This is a genomic window from Streptomyces sp. SID5910, from assembly GCF_009862125.1.
Lineage (GTDB): Bacteria > Actinomycetota > Actinomycetes > Streptomycetales > Streptomycetaceae > Streptomyces.
The window spans coordinates 34,691-54,745 of the sequence record NZ_WWHX01000121.1; the positions used below are offsets into that span (position 1 = coordinate 34,691).

A 20,055-nucleotide genomic window follows, 5' to 3' on the forward strand; every position below is an offset into this window, starting at 1 on the left:
CTGCCATGCCTGTCCGGCCTGCGGGAGTCCACGGCGAAGGCGCCGAGGGTCACCGGCCGGGGCCGGGTCGGGGCCGCAGCAGCGGTCCGGGTGAGGGCTCCGTCCGCTGGTAGAGCGCTTCGCGAGCTTCCGCGCGCAGCTGGCGCTGCCGCGCGGCGACGCGGGCGGGGATGACCCGGACTCGGACCTCGACCTCGTACGGGCCGTGCACGCTGGCCTGCCCGATGGCCTGCATCGCGCGGGCGAGCTCCGTCGCTGCTTCGGTGGGGTCAGTGAAAGGGCTGTCGGTCATCGAGGCGTCCTCTCGTGCGGAAGGTGTCGCGGGGAAGCCTCGCTGTGCCGGGCCGGCGGTGGTGCGCTGTCCGGGAAAGCGGCGCCGCGGCTCCCGTCCGGCGGGCGGGAAAGTCCGGGAGCGCCCGCCTCGCGGGAGCCGGGGCCTGCCGTCTCACCGCTACAGTCCACGCGAAGGGGGCCGGAGCCACTGTCATTGGCTCCGGCCCCCTTCATCCGGTGGGCGAGGACGGGTCAGTCGGTGTCCTCATGCGGTTCGAGCAGCGAGAAGTACGTCGTGCGCTGCTGCTCGGTCAGCTCACCGTCGAGGTCGAGCGCGGAGCGCAGCGAGCTCAGGGCGTCGGCTGCGGCCACGTCCCACTTCTTGTGGGCCTGCTGCTGGATCTCCCCGATGGTGGAGTACGCCTCGCCGGGGAAGTGCCGGACGTACCAGTCGAGCATCTTGGCCACCGACGGGGTCAGGTTGAGGTGCCACCACTTCCCCGCGCCGTCGTCGTCCTTGTCGTCGGCGAACATGTCGACGGAGTCCTGCCAGTCGTAGAGCACCGCGGCCCGTACGGTCCGCCCCAGGTGCTCGGTGGGGACGATGCCGTCGAGGCTGACGGCGACGGACCAGGCGAGCTCGCCCGCGATCTCGGCGACGGACTCCTTGTTGCGCTGGCGCAGCACCCACCGCTTGCGTACGTCGGGCCGGTCGTACAGCGTGTGCTGGAAGTCGGTGACGAACCGGTCGCGCACCTCGGCCGCGCCCGGCGAGAGGCTGTCGCGGTCGCCGGCGGACATCGCGGCCCCCACGCCCTCGTAGGAGCGCTGGCGGGACTCCGCCCAGTCCTCGGCCACCGCCCGGGCCCACTGGTCGCGGCCGCCGACGACGGCCTGCGGCAGCGGCACCTCGCTGTTGCCGCGCGAGATGTAGGCGCGCAGCGTCGAGGCGGTGATGCCGCCCAGCTCGGCCATTTCCGGGGCGCCGATCAGCTGCGCGCCGGTCAGCTCCGGGCTGGAGACGTCGACCACGCACCGTTCCAGCGGCAGCGCGTGCTCCTGCTCCTGGCGGCGCTCGGCCCACAGCGCCAGGTGGTCGAGCCAGTTGTCCGGCCGGGCGGCGTCCGCCTCGAAGGTGGCCACCTTGCCGACGTACGCCCTGGCCGGGTCGGCGCGGCCGTCGAGCATGTCGGCGGCGGTGACGGTGGCGGCCGCGCGGGCCTTGCGCCGCTCGTGGTCCTGCTCGACCGGGTTCCAGACCTGTCCGGGCCGGTACCAGGTGGTGCCGTTGAACCAGTAGCCGCCGGCGCGGAACAGCAGCTGGTCCTGCGTCCACTGGGTGTGCCAGGAGGAGGTGTCGCCGTCGCGCATCAGCAGCACGGTCCGGCCGTGCTCGGGGTGGAAGCGGACCACCCAGCCGAGCGTGTGGTTGAGCGGGTCGGTGGTGAAGGCGTGCCAGCCGCCGTCGGCGCGGTTCTTGTCGAAGCGACCCCACATCCCCTCGGCCTTGTTGCGGCCGACCGCCTCGATGGCCTCGGGGCCGTCGTCGAGGGGGAGGTGGGAGTCGTCGACGAAGGGCAGGCCCGGCACCGGGTGATCGGTGCGCAGGCCGTTGGCGAGCGGGAGAACGTGACTCAAGGCTGATTCCTCAATTCGCTCCGAGTGCTGCACTCTTCGTGCATTGCTGACCTTACCCCCTTGTGCATGTACGGCAATCCTCGTTGTGCAGCTACTTTCGGCCGATCCGCCGGTCACGCGTCCGCGACTCGCGGACAATCGTGATCGCGTCGGATAAGCTCTCCTTATCCGACGCGACAGAACGGGGCATGACACCCCGTCACCCGCCGCGTCCGACCGGAGGGGAACCTATGTACTTCGCCCACGACGAACCGCGTCCCGCCCCGTTCAACGCCGACGAGCTGACGGCACAGCACGCCAAGGAGCTCGGGCACTTCCTGACCGAGGTCACCAAGCACCTGCGCGAGAGCCACCCCGAGGGCAGCTTCGAGCACCGCGCCGCCCGCACCCTGCACGAGTCGGTCGGCGTGCACCTCGACGCCCTCAACGAGTGCTTCGAGGACGAGGAGCCCGTCACGCTCCAGGCGCGCAAGGCCGCCTGGAACCGGCTGATGTTCATCATCCGGCCGTGGGAGGGCACACCCCAGTTCGACGCCTACCGCTGGCGCCTGGTGCTGCACACCGACGCCGACGCGGCGGTGGAGGCCGCCCGCGGCCTGCTCGCGTCGCGGGAGAAGGCCGCACAGGACAAGCGCCGCCTGCTGGAGGACCGGTGACGGGGTTGAGCGAGGACGACGACGCGACCGCCCGGGCGTTCATCGCCTACTACCTGCACGACGTCGCCGCGAACGCCGCCGAGGACGGGCACCCCGCCCTGATCGAGGCGGCGGCCGCCGAGCGCACCGCGTGGGAGGACCACGGACGGCTGGAGGGCAACACCCCGCAGTTCGTCTACGGCTGGGCTCAGCAGAACGCCATCAAGGCCGGGCAGGACGCGATGTTCGGGCGCGGCCCCCGGGAGGTGTGGGAGCAGGCCAAGCAGCAGATGGAGGTGGTCGGCCGGTGGCTGACCACCCACGGCTACCAGACGGAGGGAGTGACGAAGTGACGGTCACGGTCGAGACGGCGGCCGCCGTCGACGTCGCCGAGCCAGGCGGCACCCCTGTGGTGCTGGACCCGGCCGCCGCCGAGCGCCAGACGCTCATCGAGCGGTGGGCCGAACGCCATGGCGTCGACGCAGCCCACCGCCTGGCCGAAGCCGAGGACCTCGCGGACGCGGTCGCCAAGGAGATCACGCCGGACAACACCGAGGACACGTACGCGAAGTCGTGGCGGGTATGGCAGCGGTTCTGCAGCTCCACCGGCCTGCCCGAACTGGAGGGCAGCCGTGGCGCCCTGGTCGCGTTCGTGACCTGGATGCTGCGCGAGGGACAGCAGAACGGGAAGGGCTACGCCCCCAGTTCCGCCAGCACTCACCTCGCGGCCGCCGTCGTCGGACTGCGCGATCGCAAGGTGACGGTCAGCGGCGACGACCAGTCCGAGGCCCGCACCGCGCTGGAGGGCCTGGCCGTCAAGCTCCTGCAGGCCGGGGAACGGCGCGGCCGCGGCCAGGCGGTCGGAGCCGACGTCGACGGGCTGCGCGCCATCGTCCGCTCCTGCCCCGACACCCTGACCGGCGACCGGGACAAGGCCCTGGTGCTCACCGGCTTCAACTACGCCAGCCGCTCCCAGGACCCGGCCGGACTGCAGAGCGGCGACGTCACCCTGCGCCCGCAGGGACTGGTCGTCGCGGTGCTCACCGGGAAGACGAAGCACTCGGTGCGCAACGCGAAGATCCGCTACGCCCAGGACCCCGAGCTGTGCCCGGTCCGGGCCTACACCGCCTACCGCGCCCGGCTGGTCGCCGAGCACGGCCGGCAGTGGGCAGACCCGTCCACCCCGGCGTTCGTCGGCATCGACCAGCACGGGCACGTCACCGGCGGCATGGTCCCCGACAGCGTCACCCGCGCGATCAAGCGGATCTCCAAGCGGGCCGGGGTGCCGATTCACTGGACCGGCCACTCCCTGCGCATCGGCCTGGCCTCCACCGGCCGCAAGCAGGGCAAGGACGGCATCGCCATCGCCGACCAAGGTGGTTGGGCCCGCCACTCCCGCTCGATGCTCGGCTACATGCAGCGCGACGACGGCTGGGACGACAACGCCTCCGCCGGCCTCACCTGACCACCCGACAGCACGTCTCAGCCCCGGTCGGTCCTGTTAGTCCCAACAGGACCGACCGGGGCTGATGCGTGGTGAAACGGTCGTGCCGGAGAGCCGATCCGCCGGACAGAGGGCGCTGCAGGTAAGTAGTCGGCGGACGATGTCGGAGAGAATCGCGCCGAACACGCAGGTCACGGCCGCGCTCAAGGCCCGCGCCGAGTAGGAGCGATGCGACCCGGGGCGCGACGCAGGAGAAGACGCGGGGCGCGATGTAGGGCGCGATCCAGGATGCGACCCGGGGCGCGACCCGCGTACGGAGCGCGCGGGCCCGGGGCGTCGCCATGACAGACCCCGGGCCCGGCCGTGCACTTTTACGTGGACACCGGGTTCAACGAACCGGCCCGGGCGTGGTCACGCGGCGCGGCGAGCGTGGGCCTGCGCCTGCTCGTCGGTCAGGCCGATCGGCTGCCAGGCCCACTTGTTGCTGGGCGTCTCCATCAGGCGGGGCAGCGCGGCGACGTCGACCCGCAGCCGGATGCCGCGGATTCGCTGCTCCAGCGCCGCGGTCCGCCGGTCCAGCGCGTCGACGTCCTCCCGGCCGCCGAGGACCACGCGCACGACGGGGAACAGCCTGCTGTCCGGGTAGCGCTGACGCCACAGCGACTTCGTCGAGCCGATCGTGCCGCGCTCGCCCTCGAAGTAGGTGGCCTGGCTGTACGCCTCGTAGGCCCGCAGTTTCATCGCGAGCCGGGAGACCGACATGGTGAAGCGGTCCATCTCCAGGAACTCGACCTCGGCTCCCCTGGAGGGCCGGTAGAGCACGGCGTCGGAGACGACCCGGCGGACCTTGTCGATCGTGTGGTCCACCTCGACCTCCCAGTCGATGAGCGAGCCGCCCCACTTGACGATGACGTCGGTGACGGCCAGGCCGTGCGGGGCGAGGCCGGCGGCGATGGCCCGCTCGCCCGTCGCCGCGTGCGGACGCATGGCGACGTCGCCGCCTTCGGCCACGGTGCGCTGGCCCAGCGTCGTCAGGTGCCAGACCATCTCCCGGCTGTGGCGCCCGTAGTCGACGAACCCGAGCGCCCGCAGGTCCCGCAGGCCCCGGCGCATGTAGCCGACGCCGGTGCCCTCGCGGGTGATGACGGAGGCGAGCTGCGCAGCGGTGGCGATCCGGACACGGGAGAGCATCAGCATCAGGAGGCCCCGGGTCTGGGCGGTGGAAGTGAGCTTCCTCGGAGCTGCAGGAGTCTCCACGAGTGCAGGGATAGAGGTGTCCTGCTCCGAACTGGCCCCCTTGACCGGCTCCTGACCTGCGGTTTCGTCGGCATCTCCGGAGACGGGCGTGGAACCGGTCCCGGCACCGGACGCGGCACCGCCGGCGGGCGGCTGACAGGCCCCCTCGCGTGCAGTGTCCTCGTGGTCGTCGTTGGTGTTGTCGTACACGGCGGTGCTCCCATAGTGATCACGGGGAGACTCCGGTCGGAGCGTCCCTCTATCTCCTATGGGTGTCGAAAAGTCGATCGGTGTGACACTCGCCGCTGGGGAAGTTCAACGGGAACGGCATCGGGACGGTCAGCCAGTGGAGTCGTGGGGACGGGCCGCGCCCGGAGTCGAGCAGCACGCCGAGCGGGCGGCGGATACCGCCTGCCACCTCGCGGACCTCACCGGCCCGGGCGGCTGGAGCACGGCGGCCGCCGAGGACGTCCTCGACACGATCGACACCCTAACCGAGGCCCTGGGCGGCGCCGGGCCGGAGCTCGCGCAGGCCCTCGCCGCGGTGGCGGCCGCGACCGGCGACGCCCGCCGGCTCCTGGGCATCGCCGTCGACGACCCGCAGCCGGAGCCGCCCGCCGCCGCGGCGTTCGTGCCCGCCGCGCGCAGGCCACGGCGGCGCGGCCTCGGCCCCGGCTTCCAGGGCATCCGTACGGCCCCCTGAGCGCCCCGTACGACGACGGGCCCTTATTGGACCTGTTGGGGCTAACAGGTCTCACAGGGGCCCGTCTGCGGTTTCGTGAGCGGGTCTGTCCGGGGGTCTGTCAGCGGGCCTACCGGGCTTCGGGCACCGCGACCGGGTTGTCGCCGAGGTAGCCCAGGCGCTCATCCACGTTCGCCTCGGCCTGCCGCTGGCGGCCGACGTGCGCACGGTCGGCGGCCCAGCCGGTCTTCGTCTTGCACTGCTCGCCGTCGGCGGCCTCGCACTTCTCGCACGGCAGGCGCAGGACCTCGACGGCGACCGCGGCGTCCCGCTCCCGGCGCCGCCGGGCGGAGGCGGCCTTGGACTCCCAGCCGATCCCGATGCCGTCCATCGCCTCCGGGTACGTCGTGGTGGCGCCGCAGCCGGGGCGCTTGGCGTCCTGCGCGAGCTTGAGGAGCTGCCAGACGGTCGGCACGATCGCCGGGCCGCCGAAGTCCTGCCGGTCGGATGCCCGGGCGGCCACGCCCCAGGGGTCGCCGGTGGGGAAGGTGGTGACGAGCGGTACCTCGCCGTCGACGATGCGGGCGAGGAAGCTCATGCGCTCGCCGTTCTCCCGTACGGACGAGGCGGTGGAGCGCAGGGAGTCGATGACGTCGGCGAGCTCCACCGGGGTGGCCGGCACCTCGGCGGCCCTGGCCAGTTGCCGGAGCCTCAGCTCGATGGCCGACAGCTCGGTGGCCAGCTCGTCGAAGGTGATGTGCGCGCCCGCCATCAGGTGGGCGGTGTCCGTCGCGGTGGCGGACTCGTGGGTGTCGTTGGTACGCATGGTCAGCTCCTGGTGGTCGGGGGCGGGTCGATGAGGGAGGGGTCGCGGCCGTCGAGGGCGCCCCACAGGCGGGCGCCGACGATCTCGGACAGGACGATGTTGGCGCCGCTGCCGTCGGCCAGGACGACGGGCACGACCAGGGCCGTGCTGCCGTCGGACCGGTCGGTCGCGCGCCAGGCGCGTTCGACGACGTCGGCGATGTGGATGAGCGGATCGGTGCTGCTGCTCACGGAGTTCGGCTTTCTGCTCGGACAAGGCGTCTCGGGCTCGGACCGGTGGGTGCTGGGGGACTTCGCCGTCCCCCAGACCCCCGCTCCCCCGGCACTGCCCGGCGCGGACGGGAGCGTTGGGGAACAGCTCCGTACGCGCCGGACAGCACCGGGGCCCGATGCCCTGAGCTGGGCAAGTGCGTGTTTTCCGACCGGGAATGAGGTGCGCTCAGTCCGTGTCGGGGTCGGTGCAGCCCGTGTCGAGCTGGAGGTAGGCGCGCTGTCCGCCGTCGTACTCCCGGGCGCTGGTGGACTGGAACTCGCGGGCCAGGACGTCAAGGACGGCCTGGACGGTCGCCTCGGTGCCGCAGATCCGGATGTCCGCGACCCCGGGCAGGTAGGTGCGCTCGGTCCGCTCGCGGCGGGTACGGGCGGCCATCAGACGAAGCTCACGCGCGCGACGACGGCCAGGAGCTCGCCCGCGTCGCCCGCGGCCTCCATCGCCCCGGGTGCCTCGGGTTCGGCGACCGGGCCGACGACCAGCATGTGCCGGACGCGGTCGAGCAGGTCCCACCACTCGTCGGGCACGCTCACGGACTCGGCGGCCCGCCACAGCTCGATGTCGTCCTTGCCGCCGGCGTCTACGTGGACCAGGCCCTGCAGGGAACGGTCCGAGATCCGGGCGCGCACCTGCCACCGCGAGTTCGTGTCCGGCATCCCGTGCAGCCCCCAGTGCTCCCAGTCGGTGCGGGCCTCCAGGTCCAAGATCCCGGCGGCCTCCTCTTCCGGGTACAGCAGGAGCATCGGCATCGTCTGGCCCTCGGGGGTGGACGTCTGCATGAGCATCACGCCGTACGCCGGGGCCAGGGCGTAGGTGTCGACGTCGTCGCCCAGGTCGAGGTCGTCGAGCGTGACCACCGTGATCCCGGCCTCGCGGAAGGTGTCCATCGGGTCGGCCGGCCGCTGCCTCGGCGGCGCCGTCGTCAGCTTGTCGACGAGGTCGGCGGGCAGCGGGGTGCCCATCGCCCAGTGGTCGAGCGCGTCCTCCAGGAGGTCGGAGGCGGCCGCGTCGTCCATTGCCTCGACGGCGGCCAGAGCCGCGCCCCCGTCACCGTTCCCGGCGTTCGCCGCCCGGGCCAGCGGAGCCCACGACCGGGAGGTGTCCGAGGCGAACGCGCCGGGCCCGATGCCCGCGAGCTCCCCGTAGACGGCCCCCGCCAGCGCGGCCAGCGTCGGCCGGTGTTCGGTGCGGAGTTTCTCCGCCAGCGACTTCTGGCACGGCTTGCAGCCCGCCCGGCACGCGGCCACCAGGCGCGCGGCGAGTTCGGTGTCGAGTTCCCGGCCAGCGGCGTACGGGAGTTCCCCGAGGGCGGCCATGTCCGGCAGCGGCGTGTGCGTGTGGAGAGTTCCGGCGGCCGCGGACGCGTGCGAGGCCCCGGTGCGCTGCGCCTTCTTCTTGGCGCGCGACTTCTTCCCGTGATTCTTGACCACAGCGGTCTCCGTCTCGTGGAGCGGTGCAGCGGTTACCCATGACCCGATGCGCGCTCCGAGAAGGACTCGACTGCGGGCATACGGAAGTGGTGGTTCGTGGAGGCGAACTCGGTTGGTGCTCCGCACTGATGCGCTGGGATCCCGATTACTCGAGGTCCTGGCACCTCCGCCTCAGATGGCTCCCAGTCATGGGCTGAGGCTTGGCTTGGGCCCGTGCGTGGGCCGTGCTCAGCACGGTACCGCCCACCACCGACAGCGGGGCACGGAACGCGCGAGATCCGCCCGAAAGAGGACGGCGGGGAAACCCCGGGAGTTCGCCGGCGGACAACTCCCGGCGCCCGCCCAGGGTGTAAACCCACCTGTAGACCAGGGTGTGAACGGCGCTGTCCCGCACACCCGCTCCGACCTGCGCCTCCTGCCCCCCAGACATGTGCCCACCCACTCCCCTCGTCCCTCAGAGAGTGGGTGGGCACATCTCAGTTGGTCAGGAAGGTCGGAGCGGGTGTGCGGGACAGCGTGGAAGTACGGGGAATGGCGAAAGAGAGCAGAAGACAACAAATTCGGGGCGGGTGGGACTGGTGTGACGGGGAGTCGGGAGTATCAGGCGAAGGAGGACGGAGGGGGTGCGGGGAGTTCGGTGGGCGGAGTGTCGGGGGCGGTCTGGGCGAGGGCGAGCTGGAGGCGTTCAGCGAGGCCGGCGAATTCGGTGGACTCGGCGCGGTCGTGTTCGTCGTGGAGCTCCTGGGCGGTGAACTCGTCGAGAACCTGGTCGAAGCTCTTGGCGTTCGGCCCGTAGTGCTCAGGGAAGACCCGGGCGAGCCACCAGGCGGCCGCGCGCCAGTCCGGCCGGAGGTAGCGCGTCTGGCGTTCCTCGACGTCGAGACCGGTGACTGGGTCGGTGTAAGTGCGCACGCGTTCTTCTAGGACGAGGCTCCCGGCCCCGGCCTGCAGAACCCGGGTGAGCGCCTGGGTGGCCATCCGTGCCCGGGCGCGCTCCACCCGATGGAACAGGTCCACGTACGCGTCGTCGCGCGGGTCGGCGGGTTCTCCGTCCTCACGGGCCTCGGCGGCGTCGCGGCCGCGGCCCATCCACCGGGCGAGGGTGGCCCGGGAAACTCCGGCGGCCTCGGCGGCGAGGGAGGTGGCGGCCCCGACGGCGGAGGCCCTGACGACGGCGTCGACGCGCTCCGGGGTCAGCAGTGACGGGCGGCCCGGGCGGCGGTTGTTCGTTCTCATGCCGGCGGACCGTACGGACGCGACTGGCTACCGTCGCGTCCTTATCGCGCGTTGTGCGACAGACCCACGTGCGCGCGGGCGCGAGGTCTCACCGCGTGGGCCGGGCGGTTCGCGCTGGTCAAGAGGCCAGGGCGGTCAGCCCTGTTGGACCCAACGGGGTTAACCACGTTGAGAGCAGCGCCCTGGCCTGCTGTTTTCCCCGTTCGAGCGGATCGGTGCGCGGTGCGCGTACGGGCCGTGCACAGGCGGTACGGTCGGGCGACGACGCAGTTCCCACGGGGAGGCAGAGAGGTCTGATGGCGATGAGGAGAGGTACATGTCCCTGACGGTTCTGGAGCCGCTGCCCAAGCTGGCTCACGCGCAGGAGATCGTGCGCCAGTGGGCACCGGAGGGTCCGTACCCCGGCCTTCGCCCGCAGATCCTGGTTCCCGAGCACATCCCGGTCGTCCCGCCCGCCCTCACCGGCAAGCGGACATACGTGATCTTCAACCAGAAGGGCGGCGCCGGGAAGACGACGTCCAGCATCGAGCTGGCGTGCGCCTTCGTGGCCATGGGCTACACGGTCCGTCTGATCGACGGCGACCCGCAGAACGCCGGCCTGACGGCGATCATGCCGCCCATTCTCGGCGACGACGTGCCCACCGAGATCGAGCAGCGCATCACGCTCAAGCAGGTCATGTACAACAAGGCCGGGCTGGACAACGCCACCTACCGCACGCGGTACGAGAACCTCTACCTGGTTCCCTCGTACGCGGACTGCGGCATCGTCGAGCTCGACGGCCGTATCCAGCAGGAGGCGCGGCTCCGGCTGGCCATCGCCAAGTCGGCGGCGCCCGTCGACATCGAGATCCTCGACTGCCCCGGAAGCCTGGGGAAGCTCTCGTCGTACGCGGTGGCCGCGGCCGACGAGATGCTCGTGCCGCTGCAGGTCTCGGGCGTCGACGAGTACAGCCTGCCGGAGACGCTGGAGACCGTCCGGGCCGCCCAGGAAGCGCACCCCGGCCTGACCGTGCGGGCCGTGATGCTGACGGCCTGGCACCGGATCGACTACACGCGCGATCTCGCGCTGACGGTCCGGGAGCAGTACCCCGAATCGATCATCGTGCCGCTGCGGCGCAGCAAGAACGGCGCCATCGCGGCGAAGAAGAACCAGCCGATCCGCGAGGTCGACCCGACGGGCACGACCGCCTCCGACTTCGAGCAGTTCGCCCGTCTCCTGCTTCCCCCGAAGGAGCTCAGCCAGTGAGCAGCACCCCGTTCGCCAACAACGGCATCCTCGGCAAACGGCTCGGTCCCATCCCGACCGAGGGCAAGAAGGAGAAGGTGCCGGCCTACATGACCGGTGAGGCGCTGAACCGGCTGCGGAACGCGGTGGTCGCACTGCAGAAGCTCGACGACGATGACGCCGACATCCCGGTGTCGCTGTCCGCGTACGTGGAGCAGGCCGTCCTGGAGCGGATCGAGCGGGACGAGCTGACGTACAACAACGGCCAGCCGTTCAAGCAGCGCCGTCAGCGCAACCTGAAGACGGGGCCGCCCGGGCTGAAGTAGGACCGCCCCCGCCTCCCTGACTGGCCCCGCCGGACTCCGGCGGGGCCAGTCGCGTTCCGGGGAACGCACGTCAGCAACGGTTGGGGTTGTTGGTTCTAATGGGTCTAATTCCTCGTTCGGCCGGTACGGCTGTCCGGACATGGCTACCGTGCCCAGCATGAAGAAGCCCGACGTCCTGGAGGAGCTGCCCGAGCTCCAGGAGGCCGTGGACGCCGTGTGCGAGCAAGCGCCCTCCGAGGCCCGCTGCCGGCAGATCCGCGCCCACGCCCGCGAGCTGGTCCGCGCCCTCCAGCACCCCGACCACCCGCTGACCGTCGCCGACGACCTGGCCGACGTCCTCGCCCGCGAATCGCTCCAGCGGTACGAGCGCCTGGCCCTGGTCGGGGAACTGCGCGACCGGGGCGAGAATCGGCCCACGAGCGAGGCGACCGCGATGGTGCGCTCCGGGGTGATGGTGCTCCTGCAGCGCGAGCTCGGCCTGGAGGTCTTCCACCTGCGCCAGCTGGAACAGCTGCCCGGCAAGGAACCGGTCGACGTCTCCCGGCGCGAACGACTGCGCACCAGCCTGCAGACCCTCTCCGACGTCATCGGCACGGGTACCGGCTGGACCGTCGAGCGCGGCCTGCTCACCGGGAAGTACCCGCTGCGGGTGCGGATGCTCGCCATGGCCTCGGTCGTCCTGGACACCGGCGCCCGGGTCGGCGAGCTGTGCGCGCTGCGCCTGGAGGACCTCTCCCCCACCCTGGAGGAGATCCGGGTGCGGCGCCGGCCGCAGAACGCCCGCCCGGGCACGCCCGACGTCGTCGAGGTCTACCCGCTGCGCCGCGCGACCCGGGCCGCCCTGCAGCACTGGCTCCTGGTCCGCCGCCTGCTGATGACCGAGATGACCGGCGGCGCCGACTGGCTGTGGGTCTCGGTGCGCGGCAACCACGGCGGCACCGTCGCCGAGGACGTCGAGCCGGAGTACCGGCCCGCCGGCACCGCCCTGCAGCCGCGCGGCGTGGCCCGCAGCTACACCAGCACCGTCGCCAGGGTGAACCTTGACCTGGCGGGCACCGAGGGCTGGGAGCCGCTGCCCGTACGGATGGAGCAGCTGCGCCGCGGCGTAGCTGAACCCGAGCTGTACCTGGTGCCGCCGTCGCCGGACGCCGAGCGCGCCGCCCGGTTCATGACCGCGCTGGAGGAGGCCGGGCGGCGGCTGGCCGCGCTCCCGGACAGCGAGACGGTCGCCACCGCCGGGCGCAAGGACCGCAGGCAGGCGCGCGAGCTGCTGCGTGAGGCGTGGCGGGAGGGCATCGAGCACCGCGTCCAGCTCGCCGCCCTCGGCTCCTCGGGGCTGTTCGCGCTCGACATCCCGCGCACCGGGTGGGAGCCGGAGCTCCTGCGGGCGCTGGAACGCGCCGCGCACTTCACGCCGCTTTAGACCTGTTGGACCTAACACCCCCGACCATCGCCGCAGGTCGGGGGTGTTTCTGCGCCCGGACCACATTTCGCCAACAGTGAGTTGGCCAACTTTGTATTGACATAGCCAACTCAGAGTTGGCATTCTTGAGGGGTCGGGCCAACCGGGCCCGCATCACAGAGACACTCAGGGAGTTCCGTGGTGAAGATCAAGAAGTGCGTCTTCTGCGCCATCGCCGCCGGTGAGGCCCCGGCCGAGATCGTGAGGGAGTGGGACGACGCCGTGGCGATCCGCCCCCGCAGCGGCGGCTGCACCGACGGCCACGTCTTCGTCCTGCCGCGGGTCCACGTCGAGGACGCCGGCACCGACATCGAGGTGACCGTCGCGGTGATGCGCCGGGCGGCCGAGCTGATGGCCGAGCTGCCCGCCGCGAACCTCATCACGAGCAAGGGTGTCGAGGCGACGCAGTCCGTCTTCCACCTGCACGTCCACATCGTCCCCCGGCGGGACGGCGACGACCTGCCCCTGCCGTGGACCCCGCAGCACGAGGCCCGCGCCGCGCGCACCGGTGCTACGGCATGAGCGCCGTCAGCCTGGTCATGGCCCGTGAGCCCCTGCCCGCCGGTCCGGCCGTGTTCCTGGCCGGCCCCACGCCGGACAAGGCCACTCCGGTCCCGTCCTGGCGGCCCGCCGCCGTCGAGGCCCTGGCTGCTCAGTGGACCGGCGACCAGCCCCTGACGGTGCTGACCCCCGAGTCCCGTGACGGCGTCCGGGCCGAGCGCTACGAGCACCAGGTCGACTGGGAGACCGAGGCCCGCGCCCACGCCGCGGCGATCCTCTTCTGGATCCCCCGCGACATGCGGACGATGCCGGGCATGACGACCAACGTCGAGTTCGGCCTGGACGTCAGCACTGGCCGTGCGGTCCTCGGTGTTCCGGCCGACTGCCCCAACCCCGAGCGGAACAGGTACCTGATCTACGTGGCCCGCCGTCACGGCGTCCCGGTGTGCACCACGCTGACCGCCACGGCGGCCGCCGCGCTCGCCCTCGTCCACGGCGCCACCGCCCCCGTACTGCCGAGCCACCAGGAGACGAAGTGACCGAGACGACGTCGAGCGAGCTCGCCCGGATCACCCACGTCGAGACCGCCGCCGAGCGCACCGGCACCGAAGGGATCGGCGAACTCGCGGACCTGGCCCCGGCCGCCGCCGCCGCGCTGAACCTGCTCGCCGACGCCATCAAGCGCGGCCGCGCCGACCAGGACGCGATCGTCGAGGCCCTCAAGGCCGCGAAGATCGACGAGGCGTTCGCCGGTGTCCTCGACGCCGCCGCCGACTCGGTGATGACGTCCGCCGAAGACCCCTACGACTTCGACGACCGCCTGCACGCCGACAACCTCGGCGGAGCGGCCTCCGACATCCGCCGCGTCTTCCACTGGCTCTGAGCCACCCTCACGGGCGGCGGCCGAAATGCCAGGCCGCCGCCCATCAGACCTGTTAGACCCAACGACTCCAACCCCTTGGGGGACCGCATGACCCGCACCGAGACCATCCCCACCGAACGGCGCTCCTGGGCGGTGAACTGGCCGGAGTACACGCCCACGGACATCACGCCGCCCGAGCTGCGGCCGTCGGCGCTGGCCCACCACGTGCCCGACTGGGCCGAGGCTGCCCCCACGCCGACCGACGTGTCGGACTGGCCGCAGCGCAGGGGCGCCGCGCTCGTGCCGTTCGAGCTCGACGCGCGGGGCTGGCCCCTGCACCCGCAGGGCCGCACCGGCCGCGCCGGCCGCAACTTGGGCCGGTGGGGCGAGAACGCCGCCGCCGACCCGATCGTGGTCGCGGGCACCGGCCGGGCCCGCCGGCTCCTGCTGATCACCCGGGACGACATCGGCGTGGAGGCCATCTCGGGTGGCATGGTCGATCCGGGCGAGAGCGCCCTGAGCGCACTGGTTCGGGAGCTGCGCGAGGAGACCAGCCTCGACCTGGCCGACCACCGCCCCGTGATCCTCGGCAAGGGCGTCGTGGACGACTGGCGCAACACGGACAATGCGTGGGTCGCATCCCTCAGCGCCTTGTATCTGCTGCCCGCCCCGGTGACCGCCGTCGCGGGCGACGACGCGGCCGACGTGAACTGGTGGCCCTTCGGCTCCCTCGGCGAACTCGACGCCGCGATCACGGCCGCCGGACGCACCCTCTACGCCGCCCACCGTCCCCTGCTCCAGCGCGCCCTCGACCACCTCGACCAGGGCTGACACGCCCCAGCTCTACCGTGACGCCCCAAGGAGGGGACTGCGTGTACCAGAAGCTCACCGCCGGTACCGTCGGCGCGGCCCAGGAGATCATCGGCCGGGCGGCCGGGGAGATCGACACCGCTCTGCAGGCCCGCCCCGACGCCGACGAGACCACCCGTCCGCTGCGCATGAGGATCTTCCTCGTCCTGCCCGACCTCGAAGACGAAGGGCCCGTCTCTCCCCGTCAGTGCGCCGAAGGCTCGTACACCGAGCTCGCGGCGAACACCGTCCTGGAGGCCAGGACCATCCTGGACGCGGCGCTGAGCCGGATCGGCGTGGAATGCGCGCTGCGCCCGCCTCACCGCCGGCACCGCAGGGCGACGCAGGACCGGCCGTTGCGGGCCACCGTCCACTACGACCTGGCCGACCTCGACCGCGAGGGTCCGCTCAGCGTCGACGAGTGCCTGTTCATCCCGTACGAGGGCCTGCCGCCCGGCCTCCAGCCGCACAACCTGCACCCCGAGTACCGGATCCGCGACTGGCGGCCCGAGCCCCGCCAGCCCGCCCGGCGGCCGCGCCGCACGCTCCTGCAGCGTCTGCTCGGTCTGAACTAACGGAGCACGTCAGAACCGGTCAGACCCGTTGGACCCAACAGGCTCAACCCTGGCCCCGTCCGTGAATCGCGGACGGGGCCTCGGCGTGCCCGGGCCGAATCCCGCCGCCCGGCCCACGGGACCGGTCACCATGGCGGCGTACCACCGCGTCGACGAGGAGAACTGTGCTGTGATCCGTGCCTACCACCGGCTCAAGGGCGGCGCCGCCCTGCTCGGCGCCGTCGGTCCCGGCCTGTCCGGACCGTTCGGGAGCTGGCCCGCCGACGGCGGCTGCGAGGACGAGGACCAGGAGCACGAGCAGCTCGCCGGCGATCCGGGCGCCGGCGGCGCGTTGGACGGGGCGAGCGGCGAGTGAGGAGCGGGGCGGTGCGCCGCCGTGGTTGGGCCGGGCGCACCGCCCGCCCTCACGATCCGACGGCCGTGTCCGTCCGGCTCCGGCCGCGAGAGCGCCAGCGGTCGAGCAGGGCCGTCAGCAGGCCGCGCTTCTGGGCGCGCTCGACCCGGGCCTCCCACTTCTCGACCGTGCGCGTCTGGTAGCCGGTCCGCTCGCTGATCTCCTGCGGGGAGACGCCGGCCTCCACCGCCCGCGCCGTCGCCTCCCGGGCCCGGGCGGTCAGCCGGAGCCCCGCCTCGTAGTGCTGGGTGCGCTGACGGCCGATCTCGTCGAGCTCGCGCAGCACCTGGTCGTCCCCGTTCGCCTCCATGCCGCCGATCTTGCCCGCCCGGCCGGACGTCGGCGGGCGGAACCCCGGAACATGGCGCACATAGCACCCTCCGTCCGCGAACCGCGAACCTGCCCGACCGGCCCGGAGGGGGCCGTTACGGTGGCGCCCATGACGCACCAGGACGACACCCTCGACGCGGCCGACGAGGCACCGGAGCGGCCCGGCGCCGCCCAGATGATCGACAGCGCGTTGCGGGCGCTCCGCATCGACCCCGAGGGAGGCGGAGCCCTGGAGCGCCCCGCCATCGCGGCCGGACGCCTGCTTGCGGCCGCCGAGATCCTCGCCCGCACCCTCACCTCCGTTCCCAGCGACCCGGACGGCGAGCAGAGCACGGACGACTTGATGCACGGCTTCTACGGCACGGTCGTGGCGTTCAGCGCCGGGATGCCCGAGGGCGCCTCGTCGGCCCTGCGCGGCGCGCTGCTGGAGGACCGGCTGCGCCGCGCCGAGAAGCAGGCCGACCTCACTGGCGAGGAGGCCGACCAGCTCAGCTCCGCGCTGAACATCGCCCTCGCCCAGACCCGGCGGCTCCGTATCCAAGGCGGCATCCTCTAGCCCAGGTCAACAGGGGTTGGACCCGTTGGGCTCAATGGGTCCATTCCTCGGCTGCGGAGCTCGTGCCGTGGCGGGCGGCGCGCAGTTCGGCCAGGAGCGCCAGGACCTCGTTGCAGGCGGCGGCCGCCGGGGTGCCGACGGGCAGCTCGGCGCCGTAGGAGTCGAAGACGAGGCGCAGCTTGGAGAGCCGGGCGGCGAGGCCGGGACCGTCGAGTTCGCGGTGCCAGCCAGCCAGCCTCTCGGCGGGCGCGGTACGGGCCAGCTGCTCCCACTCGTCGTCGAGGCAGGCCAGGGACCACACGGCCGCGCGCAGCCGCGCTTCGTTCTCGCGGCTCCAGGCGGCACCGGCCCGGTCGCGGGCCCGCTCGGCGCGCTGGCGCTCGGGGTAGCGGTCGCCGCGGTAGGTGGCGGCGTCGCGCTGCAGCCGTACGTACCGGCTCTCGGCGCTGGAGCGGGTGGCGAGCCCGAGGGAGTCGGCGACCTGCTGCCAGGAGGCCCCGCGCTTGCGGGCGGCCCGGGTGAGGTCGCGTTCCAGGGTGTCCAGCGCCGCCCGCGCCTCGTCGAGCTGGGTGAGCGCGGCCAGGACGTCGTCGGCCGGCACCTCCGCCTGCTCCCCGTCGTCGAGGACGCCGTATCCGTCGGCGGCCGCCCGCACGGCGTGCATCACGCGGACCGGGTCGATCCAGTCGCGGCCGCCGCTGTACCGCGCCAGCAGCAGCGCCTCGGCTTCCTGCAGTCGCTGCTCACGGGTCTCGTAGTCGGGCTTCGCCATGGCGGGCAGCCTGCCACCGGCCGCACCGCGCCCGCGAACCAGGGAGCCGTTCAACCGTTGAAGGTCACATATGCGGATGATCTAGCCCAAACGATGCCCTGACCTGGCCGGACGTCCACGCCCCCAGTCCGGGCGATCATGCGGAACAGGCCCGAGATGAGGCGTGAAGGGGGACAGGAGCGCCGATCTCCGCCCCGGCGTCGGGGAGTGCGGATCAAGCTCTGAGAGCCGCACAGGGCCGCTCAGAGCTTGATCCGCCCCGCTCTTGTAAGTCGCCGCGCGAAGCGCGTCTGTAGTCATCGGCGCAGCCGATGGGGCTTGGAAGGTCGTGCCCGTAGGGCTCCTTTCATGCCTTGACCTGCACTTACTTCCCCAGGGACGCCCCACAGCGAGGCCCCGTCACCCGAATGGGTGACGGGGCCGAGCCCCCTACTAAGGGCTATTAACAGGCCCTTGCGCTCATTACCGGCCGGTGTTGTCACGCACCTGACCAGCGGTTTCCCGGCTTTCCGCCGTCCCGGGGCGGCCTCACAACCTTGGCCAGCAACGCGAGGGGGTCAAGATCATTTACGCCGGAATGGCTCCGAAAGGTCTCCTGACCTGGGGTGTTGGGTGCGGTGCGAGCCGCACCCAACACCCGGATCGAGGGCGCAGGGGCCAGTTAATAGCCGGGCAGTCAGGTTGGGCGCGGCCCGCCGGCGGACGATCAGCGGGCGGCGAGCTGCTTGCACGGCCCGCCAGCCGAGAGGCCGCTGTGCGGCAGCGGCTCCGACAAAGACGGCAGCAACGAGGCGGCGGTCCTCCGGCGCAGCCGCGTCTCTCTCCTCGCCGTCCGTCGCGGCCGGGGCCACCGACACCGGTAGCGGTGTGCCCGGTGGTGCGGGAGAGAGAAGAACTTATTGGGGGGGCTTATTAGGGGAGCGCGTTTCCCCAGGTCAGCGACGCGCCGTCGTTTTTTTTCCGACGGGTCCGGTCGGAAATCCGTCCAGGTCGGTCGGAAAAACGGCCATCGAAACGACCTGCACTGATGCCGCATCATCCCTGGTCGTTTCGATGGCCGTTTTTCCGGCGAGCGGTCCACCGGCCCCCCGCTCCCGGGGCGCCGCCGGCCGCCGGGCGGGAACGACAGCGCCCCCGGCACGGAGGTGTGCCGGGGGCGGAGCCGGTGTGTGACTACGAGGGTCACAGTGACAGCCGGAGCGGACAACGTCGCGGCCTAGAACTGGCCGTGGTCCTTCCGGTCCTGGGCCGCCTTCTCCCTGGCCGTACGCACCTGCAGGAGGCCCGCGTCGATCAGCCGCTGGAACCCGGCACGCAGGCCCGCCTCGTCGACGTCGACCCGGTCGCCGAACGGGAGATCCAGCAGGCCGGTCACCATCTGGTCCAGGTCGACCTCGGCGAGGCGACCGGACCACTGGGTGAACTTCACGTACAGGCCCAGGTCGGCCAGCGACAGCCTCGCGTCGTCCACGACCTCCCCCGGCACCAGCACGACGTCCGCCGCCGTCTTCGTGTGCCGCACCGTCGTCGAGAACTCCGGCTCCTCAGCCACGTGCCCCTCCTTCATGTCGGTCCTGAACCCTCACATGCCGACGGACCCGAAGTCCTCGGGCCGCCGGTTCCTCACGAACATCCCGCTTTGATTCGTACGCAGGTTCGATTTTCGGTCAGGAAACGTCGGCCGCCATGTCGACGAACCGCGAGTAGTGGCCCTGGAAGGCGACCGTGACGGTGGACGTCGGCCCGTTGCGGTGCTTGGCCACGATCAGGTCGGCCTCCCCCGCACGGGCCGACTCCTTCTCGTACGCGTCCTCGCGGTGCAGCAGGATCACCATGTCCGCGTCCTGCTCGATCGAGCCGGACTCGCGCAACTCGCTGATCTGCGGGCGCTTGTCGGTGCGCTGCTCGGGGCCGCGGTTGAGCTGGGACAGGGCGATGACCGGGATCTCCAGCTCCTTGGCCAGCAGCTTGAGGTTGCGGGACATGTCGGAGACCTCCTGCTGACGGTTCTCCTGGCGACGGCCGGCGGTGCCGGACTGCATGAGCTGGAGGTAGTCCACGATCAGCAGGTCGAGGCCGCCCTTGGCCTGCTTGATGCGCCGGGCCCGCGAGCGGATCTCGGTGAGCGACAGGTTCGGGGAGTCGTCCACGATCAGCGGGGCGCCCTCGATGTCGGGCGTGCGCTTCGCCATCCGGTCCAGGTCCTCCTCGGTGACCGACCCGGCCCGGATGTGGTGCAGCGCCACCCGCGACTCGGCGCTGTAGAGGCGCTGGGTGATCTCGGCGCGGCCCATCTCCAGGGAGAAGAACGCCGAGGTCAGGCCGTGCTTGATCGAGGCGGAGCGGGCGATGTCCAGGGCGAGGGTCGACTTACCCATGGCCGGGCGGGCGCCGATGACGATGAGCTGGCCGGGCTGCAGACCGTTGGTCATCGCGTCCAGGTCGAGGAAGCCCGTGGGGATGCCGGTCATCTTGCCGGTGCCCTTCATCCGGGCGTCGAGCTGGTCCCAGAAGTCGGGCACGTCCTCGCGGA

26 protein-coding genes are annotated in these 20,055 nt (G+C 72.0%); 14 read left to right on the plus strand and 12 right to left on the minus strand.

Going from position 1 to position 20,055, the window contains the following annotated elements:
* Positions 1-49: 49 nt before the first annotated feature.
* Both GTW67_RS04350 and GTW67_RS04355 read right to left on the minus strand, forming a co-directional pair.
* Positions 50-292 (minus strand): hypothetical protein, encoded by a 243-nt coding sequence (locus tag GTW67_RS04350; protein WP_161163463.1) that lies wholly within the window; start codon positions 290-292, stop codon positions 50-52.
* Positions 293-525: 233 nt separating this feature from the next.
* Complete coding sequence (locus tag GTW67_RS04355) at positions 526-1,911, minus strand: hypothetical protein (RefSeq protein ID WP_161163464.1); 1,386 nt, start codon at positions 1,909-1,911, stop codon at positions 526-528.
* Between the two features lie 230 nt (positions 1,912-2,141).
* Between GTW67_RS04355 and GTW67_RS04360 the strand changes: the two genes are divergently transcribed.
* From GTW67_RS04360 to GTW67_RS04370, 3 genes are read left to right on the plus strand one after another with little or no spacing between them, the layout of a single operon-like run.
* A complete protein-coding gene (locus tag GTW67_RS04360; protein ID WP_161163465.1) occupies positions 2,142-2,567 on the plus strand; it encodes a hypothetical protein in 426 nt (141 codons plus the stop codon).
* Entirely contained in the window at positions 2,564-2,899 is a 336-nt protein-coding gene (locus GTW67_RS04365) for a hypothetical protein (protein ID WP_161163466.1), read from the plus strand. Before GTW67_RS04360 ends, GTW67_RS04365 begins: the two co-directional genes overlap by 4 nt.
* Positions 2,896-4,011 (plus strand): site-specific integrase, encoded by a 1,116-nt coding sequence (locus GTW67_RS04370; RefSeq protein ID WP_346010556.1) that lies wholly within the window; start codon positions 2,896-2,898, stop codon positions 4,009-4,011. The genes GTW67_RS04365 and GTW67_RS04370 overlap by 4 nt, the downstream gene beginning before the upstream one ends.
* A 390-nt stretch (positions 4,012-4,401) precedes the next feature.
* Here the strand turns inward: GTW67_RS04370 and GTW67_RS04375 are convergent, their stop codons facing one another.
* Positions 4,402-5,247: a replication-relaxation family protein gene (locus tag GTW67_RS04375; RefSeq protein ID WP_161163467.1), complete on the minus strand. Its 846-nt coding sequence runs from the start codon at positions 5,245-5,247 to the stop codon at positions 4,402-4,404.
* A 325-nt stretch (positions 5,248-5,572) separates the two neighbouring features.
* Here GTW67_RS04375 and GTW67_RS04380 point away from each other — a divergent pair, with 325 nt between their 5' ends.
* Positions 5,573-5,929 (plus strand): hypothetical protein, encoded by a 357-nt coding sequence (locus GTW67_RS04380; protein WP_161163468.1) that lies wholly within the window; start codon positions 5,573-5,575, stop codon positions 5,927-5,929.
* Between the two features lie 109 nt (positions 5,930-6,038).
* Here GTW67_RS04380 and GTW67_RS04385 read toward each other — a convergent pair whose 3' ends face one another.
* From GTW67_RS04385 to GTW67_RS04405, 5 genes are all read right to left on the minus strand, one after another.
* Entirely contained in the window at positions 6,039-6,734 is a 696-nt protein-coding gene (locus GTW67_RS04385) for a hypothetical protein (RefSeq protein ID WP_161163469.1), read from the minus strand.
* A gap of 2 nt (positions 6,735-6,736) precedes the next feature.
* On the minus strand, positions 6,737-6,964 hold the full coding sequence (locus tag GTW67_RS04390) for a hypothetical protein (RefSeq protein ID WP_161163470.1): 228 nt from the start codon (positions 6,962-6,964) through the stop codon (positions 6,737-6,739).
* A gap of 208 nt (positions 6,965-7,172) precedes the next feature.
* Complete coding sequence (locus tag GTW67_RS04395; RefSeq protein ID WP_161163471.1) at positions 7,173-7,382, minus strand: hypothetical protein; 210 nt, start codon at positions 7,380-7,382, stop codon at positions 7,173-7,175.
* On the minus strand, positions 7,382-8,434 hold the full coding sequence (locus tag GTW67_RS04400) for a hypothetical protein (protein WP_161163472.1): 1,053 nt from the start codon (positions 8,432-8,434) through the stop codon (positions 7,382-7,384). The genes GTW67_RS04395 and GTW67_RS04400 overlap by 1 nt, the downstream gene beginning before the upstream one ends.
* Before the next feature lie 600 nt (positions 8,435-9,034).
* Positions 9,035-9,670: a hypothetical protein gene (locus GTW67_RS04405; protein WP_161163473.1), complete on the minus strand. Its 636-nt coding sequence runs from the start codon at positions 9,668-9,670 to the stop codon at positions 9,035-9,037.
* A 316-nt stretch (positions 9,671-9,986) separates the two neighbouring features.
* Between GTW67_RS04405 and GTW67_RS04410 the strand changes: the two genes are divergently transcribed.
* The 9 genes from GTW67_RS04410 (at position 9,987) to GTW67_RS04450 (ending at position 15,825) form a co-directional block, all read left to right on the plus strand.
* On the plus strand, positions 9,987-10,916 hold the full coding sequence (locus GTW67_RS04410; RefSeq protein ID WP_161163474.1) for a ParA family protein: 930 nt from the start codon (positions 9,987-9,989) through the stop codon (positions 10,914-10,916).
* On the plus strand, positions 10,913-11,221 hold the full coding sequence (locus GTW67_RS04415; RefSeq protein WP_161163475.1) for a hypothetical protein: 309 nt from the start codon (positions 10,913-10,915) through the stop codon (positions 11,219-11,221). Before GTW67_RS04410 ends, GTW67_RS04415 begins: the two co-directional genes overlap by 4 nt.
* A 157-nt stretch (positions 11,222-11,378) precedes the next feature.
* Positions 11,379-12,644 carry a tyrosine-type recombinase/integrase gene (locus tag GTW67_RS04420; protein WP_161163476.1) on the plus strand — a complete coding sequence of 422 codons (1,266 nt, stop codon included), beginning with the start codon at positions 11,379-11,381 and terminating at the stop codon, positions 12,642-12,644.
* Between the two features lie 180 nt (positions 12,645-12,824).
* Complete coding sequence (locus GTW67_RS04425) at positions 12,825-13,205, plus strand: HIT family protein (protein WP_346010557.1); 381 nt, start codon at positions 12,825-12,827, stop codon at positions 13,203-13,205.
* Entirely contained in the window at positions 13,202-13,723 is a 522-nt protein-coding gene (locus GTW67_RS04430) for a nucleoside 2-deoxyribosyltransferase domain-containing protein (protein WP_161163477.1), read from the plus strand. The genes GTW67_RS04425 and GTW67_RS04430 overlap by 4 nt, the downstream gene beginning before the upstream one ends.
* Positions 13,720-14,067: a hypothetical protein gene (locus GTW67_RS04435; RefSeq protein ID WP_161163478.1), complete on the plus strand. Its 348-nt coding sequence runs from the start codon at positions 13,720-13,722 to the stop codon at positions 14,065-14,067. The genes GTW67_RS04430 and GTW67_RS04435 overlap by 4 nt, the downstream gene beginning before the upstream one ends.
* 87 nt (positions 14,068-14,154) lie before the next feature.
* Positions 14,155-14,877 carry an NUDIX domain-containing protein gene (locus tag GTW67_RS04440; protein ID WP_161163479.1) on the plus strand — a complete coding sequence of 241 codons (723 nt, stop codon included), beginning with the start codon at positions 14,155-14,157 and terminating at the stop codon, positions 14,875-14,877.
* Positions 14,878-14,918: 41 nt separating this feature from the next.
* On the plus strand, positions 14,919-15,470 hold the full coding sequence (locus tag GTW67_RS04445) for a hypothetical protein (protein WP_161163480.1): 552 nt from the start codon (positions 14,919-14,921) through the stop codon (positions 15,468-15,470).
* Between the two features lie 85 nt (positions 15,471-15,555).
* Positions 15,556-15,825, plus strand: a complete 270-nt coding sequence (locus tag GTW67_RS04450; protein ID WP_237518653.1) for a hypothetical protein — start codon at positions 15,556-15,558, stop codon at positions 15,823-15,825.
* Between the two features lie 49 nt (positions 15,826-15,874).
* On the opposite strand, the gene GTW67_RS04455 is transcribed toward GTW67_RS04450, so the two are convergent.
* Positions 15,875-16,234: a hypothetical protein gene (locus tag GTW67_RS04455; protein ID WP_161163482.1), complete on the minus strand. Its 360-nt coding sequence runs from the start codon at positions 16,232-16,234 to the stop codon at positions 15,875-15,877.
* A gap of 69 nt (positions 16,235-16,303) precedes the next feature.
* On the opposite strand from GTW67_RS04455, the gene GTW67_RS04460 reads away from it, so the two are divergent.
* Entirely contained in the window at positions 16,304-16,750 is a 447-nt protein-coding gene (locus tag GTW67_RS04460) for a hypothetical protein (protein WP_161163483.1), read from the plus strand.
* Between the two features lie 31 nt (positions 16,751-16,781).
* On the opposite strand, the gene GTW67_RS04465 is transcribed toward GTW67_RS04460, so the two are convergent.
* From GTW67_RS04465 to GTW67_RS04475, 3 genes are all read right to left on the minus strand, one after another.
* Complete coding sequence (locus GTW67_RS04465) at positions 16,782-17,522, minus strand: hypothetical protein (protein WP_161163484.1); 741 nt, start codon at positions 17,520-17,522, stop codon at positions 16,782-16,784.
* A gap of 1,216 nt (positions 17,523-18,738) precedes the next feature.
* Complete coding sequence (locus GTW67_RS04470; protein WP_161163422.1) at positions 18,739-19,074, minus strand: hypothetical protein; 336 nt, start codon at positions 19,072-19,074, stop codon at positions 18,739-18,741.
* Positions 19,075-19,189: 115 nt separating this feature from the next.
* Positions 19,190-20,055, minus strand: an 866-nt coding sequence (locus GTW67_RS04475; protein ID WP_161163485.1) for a replicative DNA helicase, incomplete at its 5' end; no start/stop codon positions are given.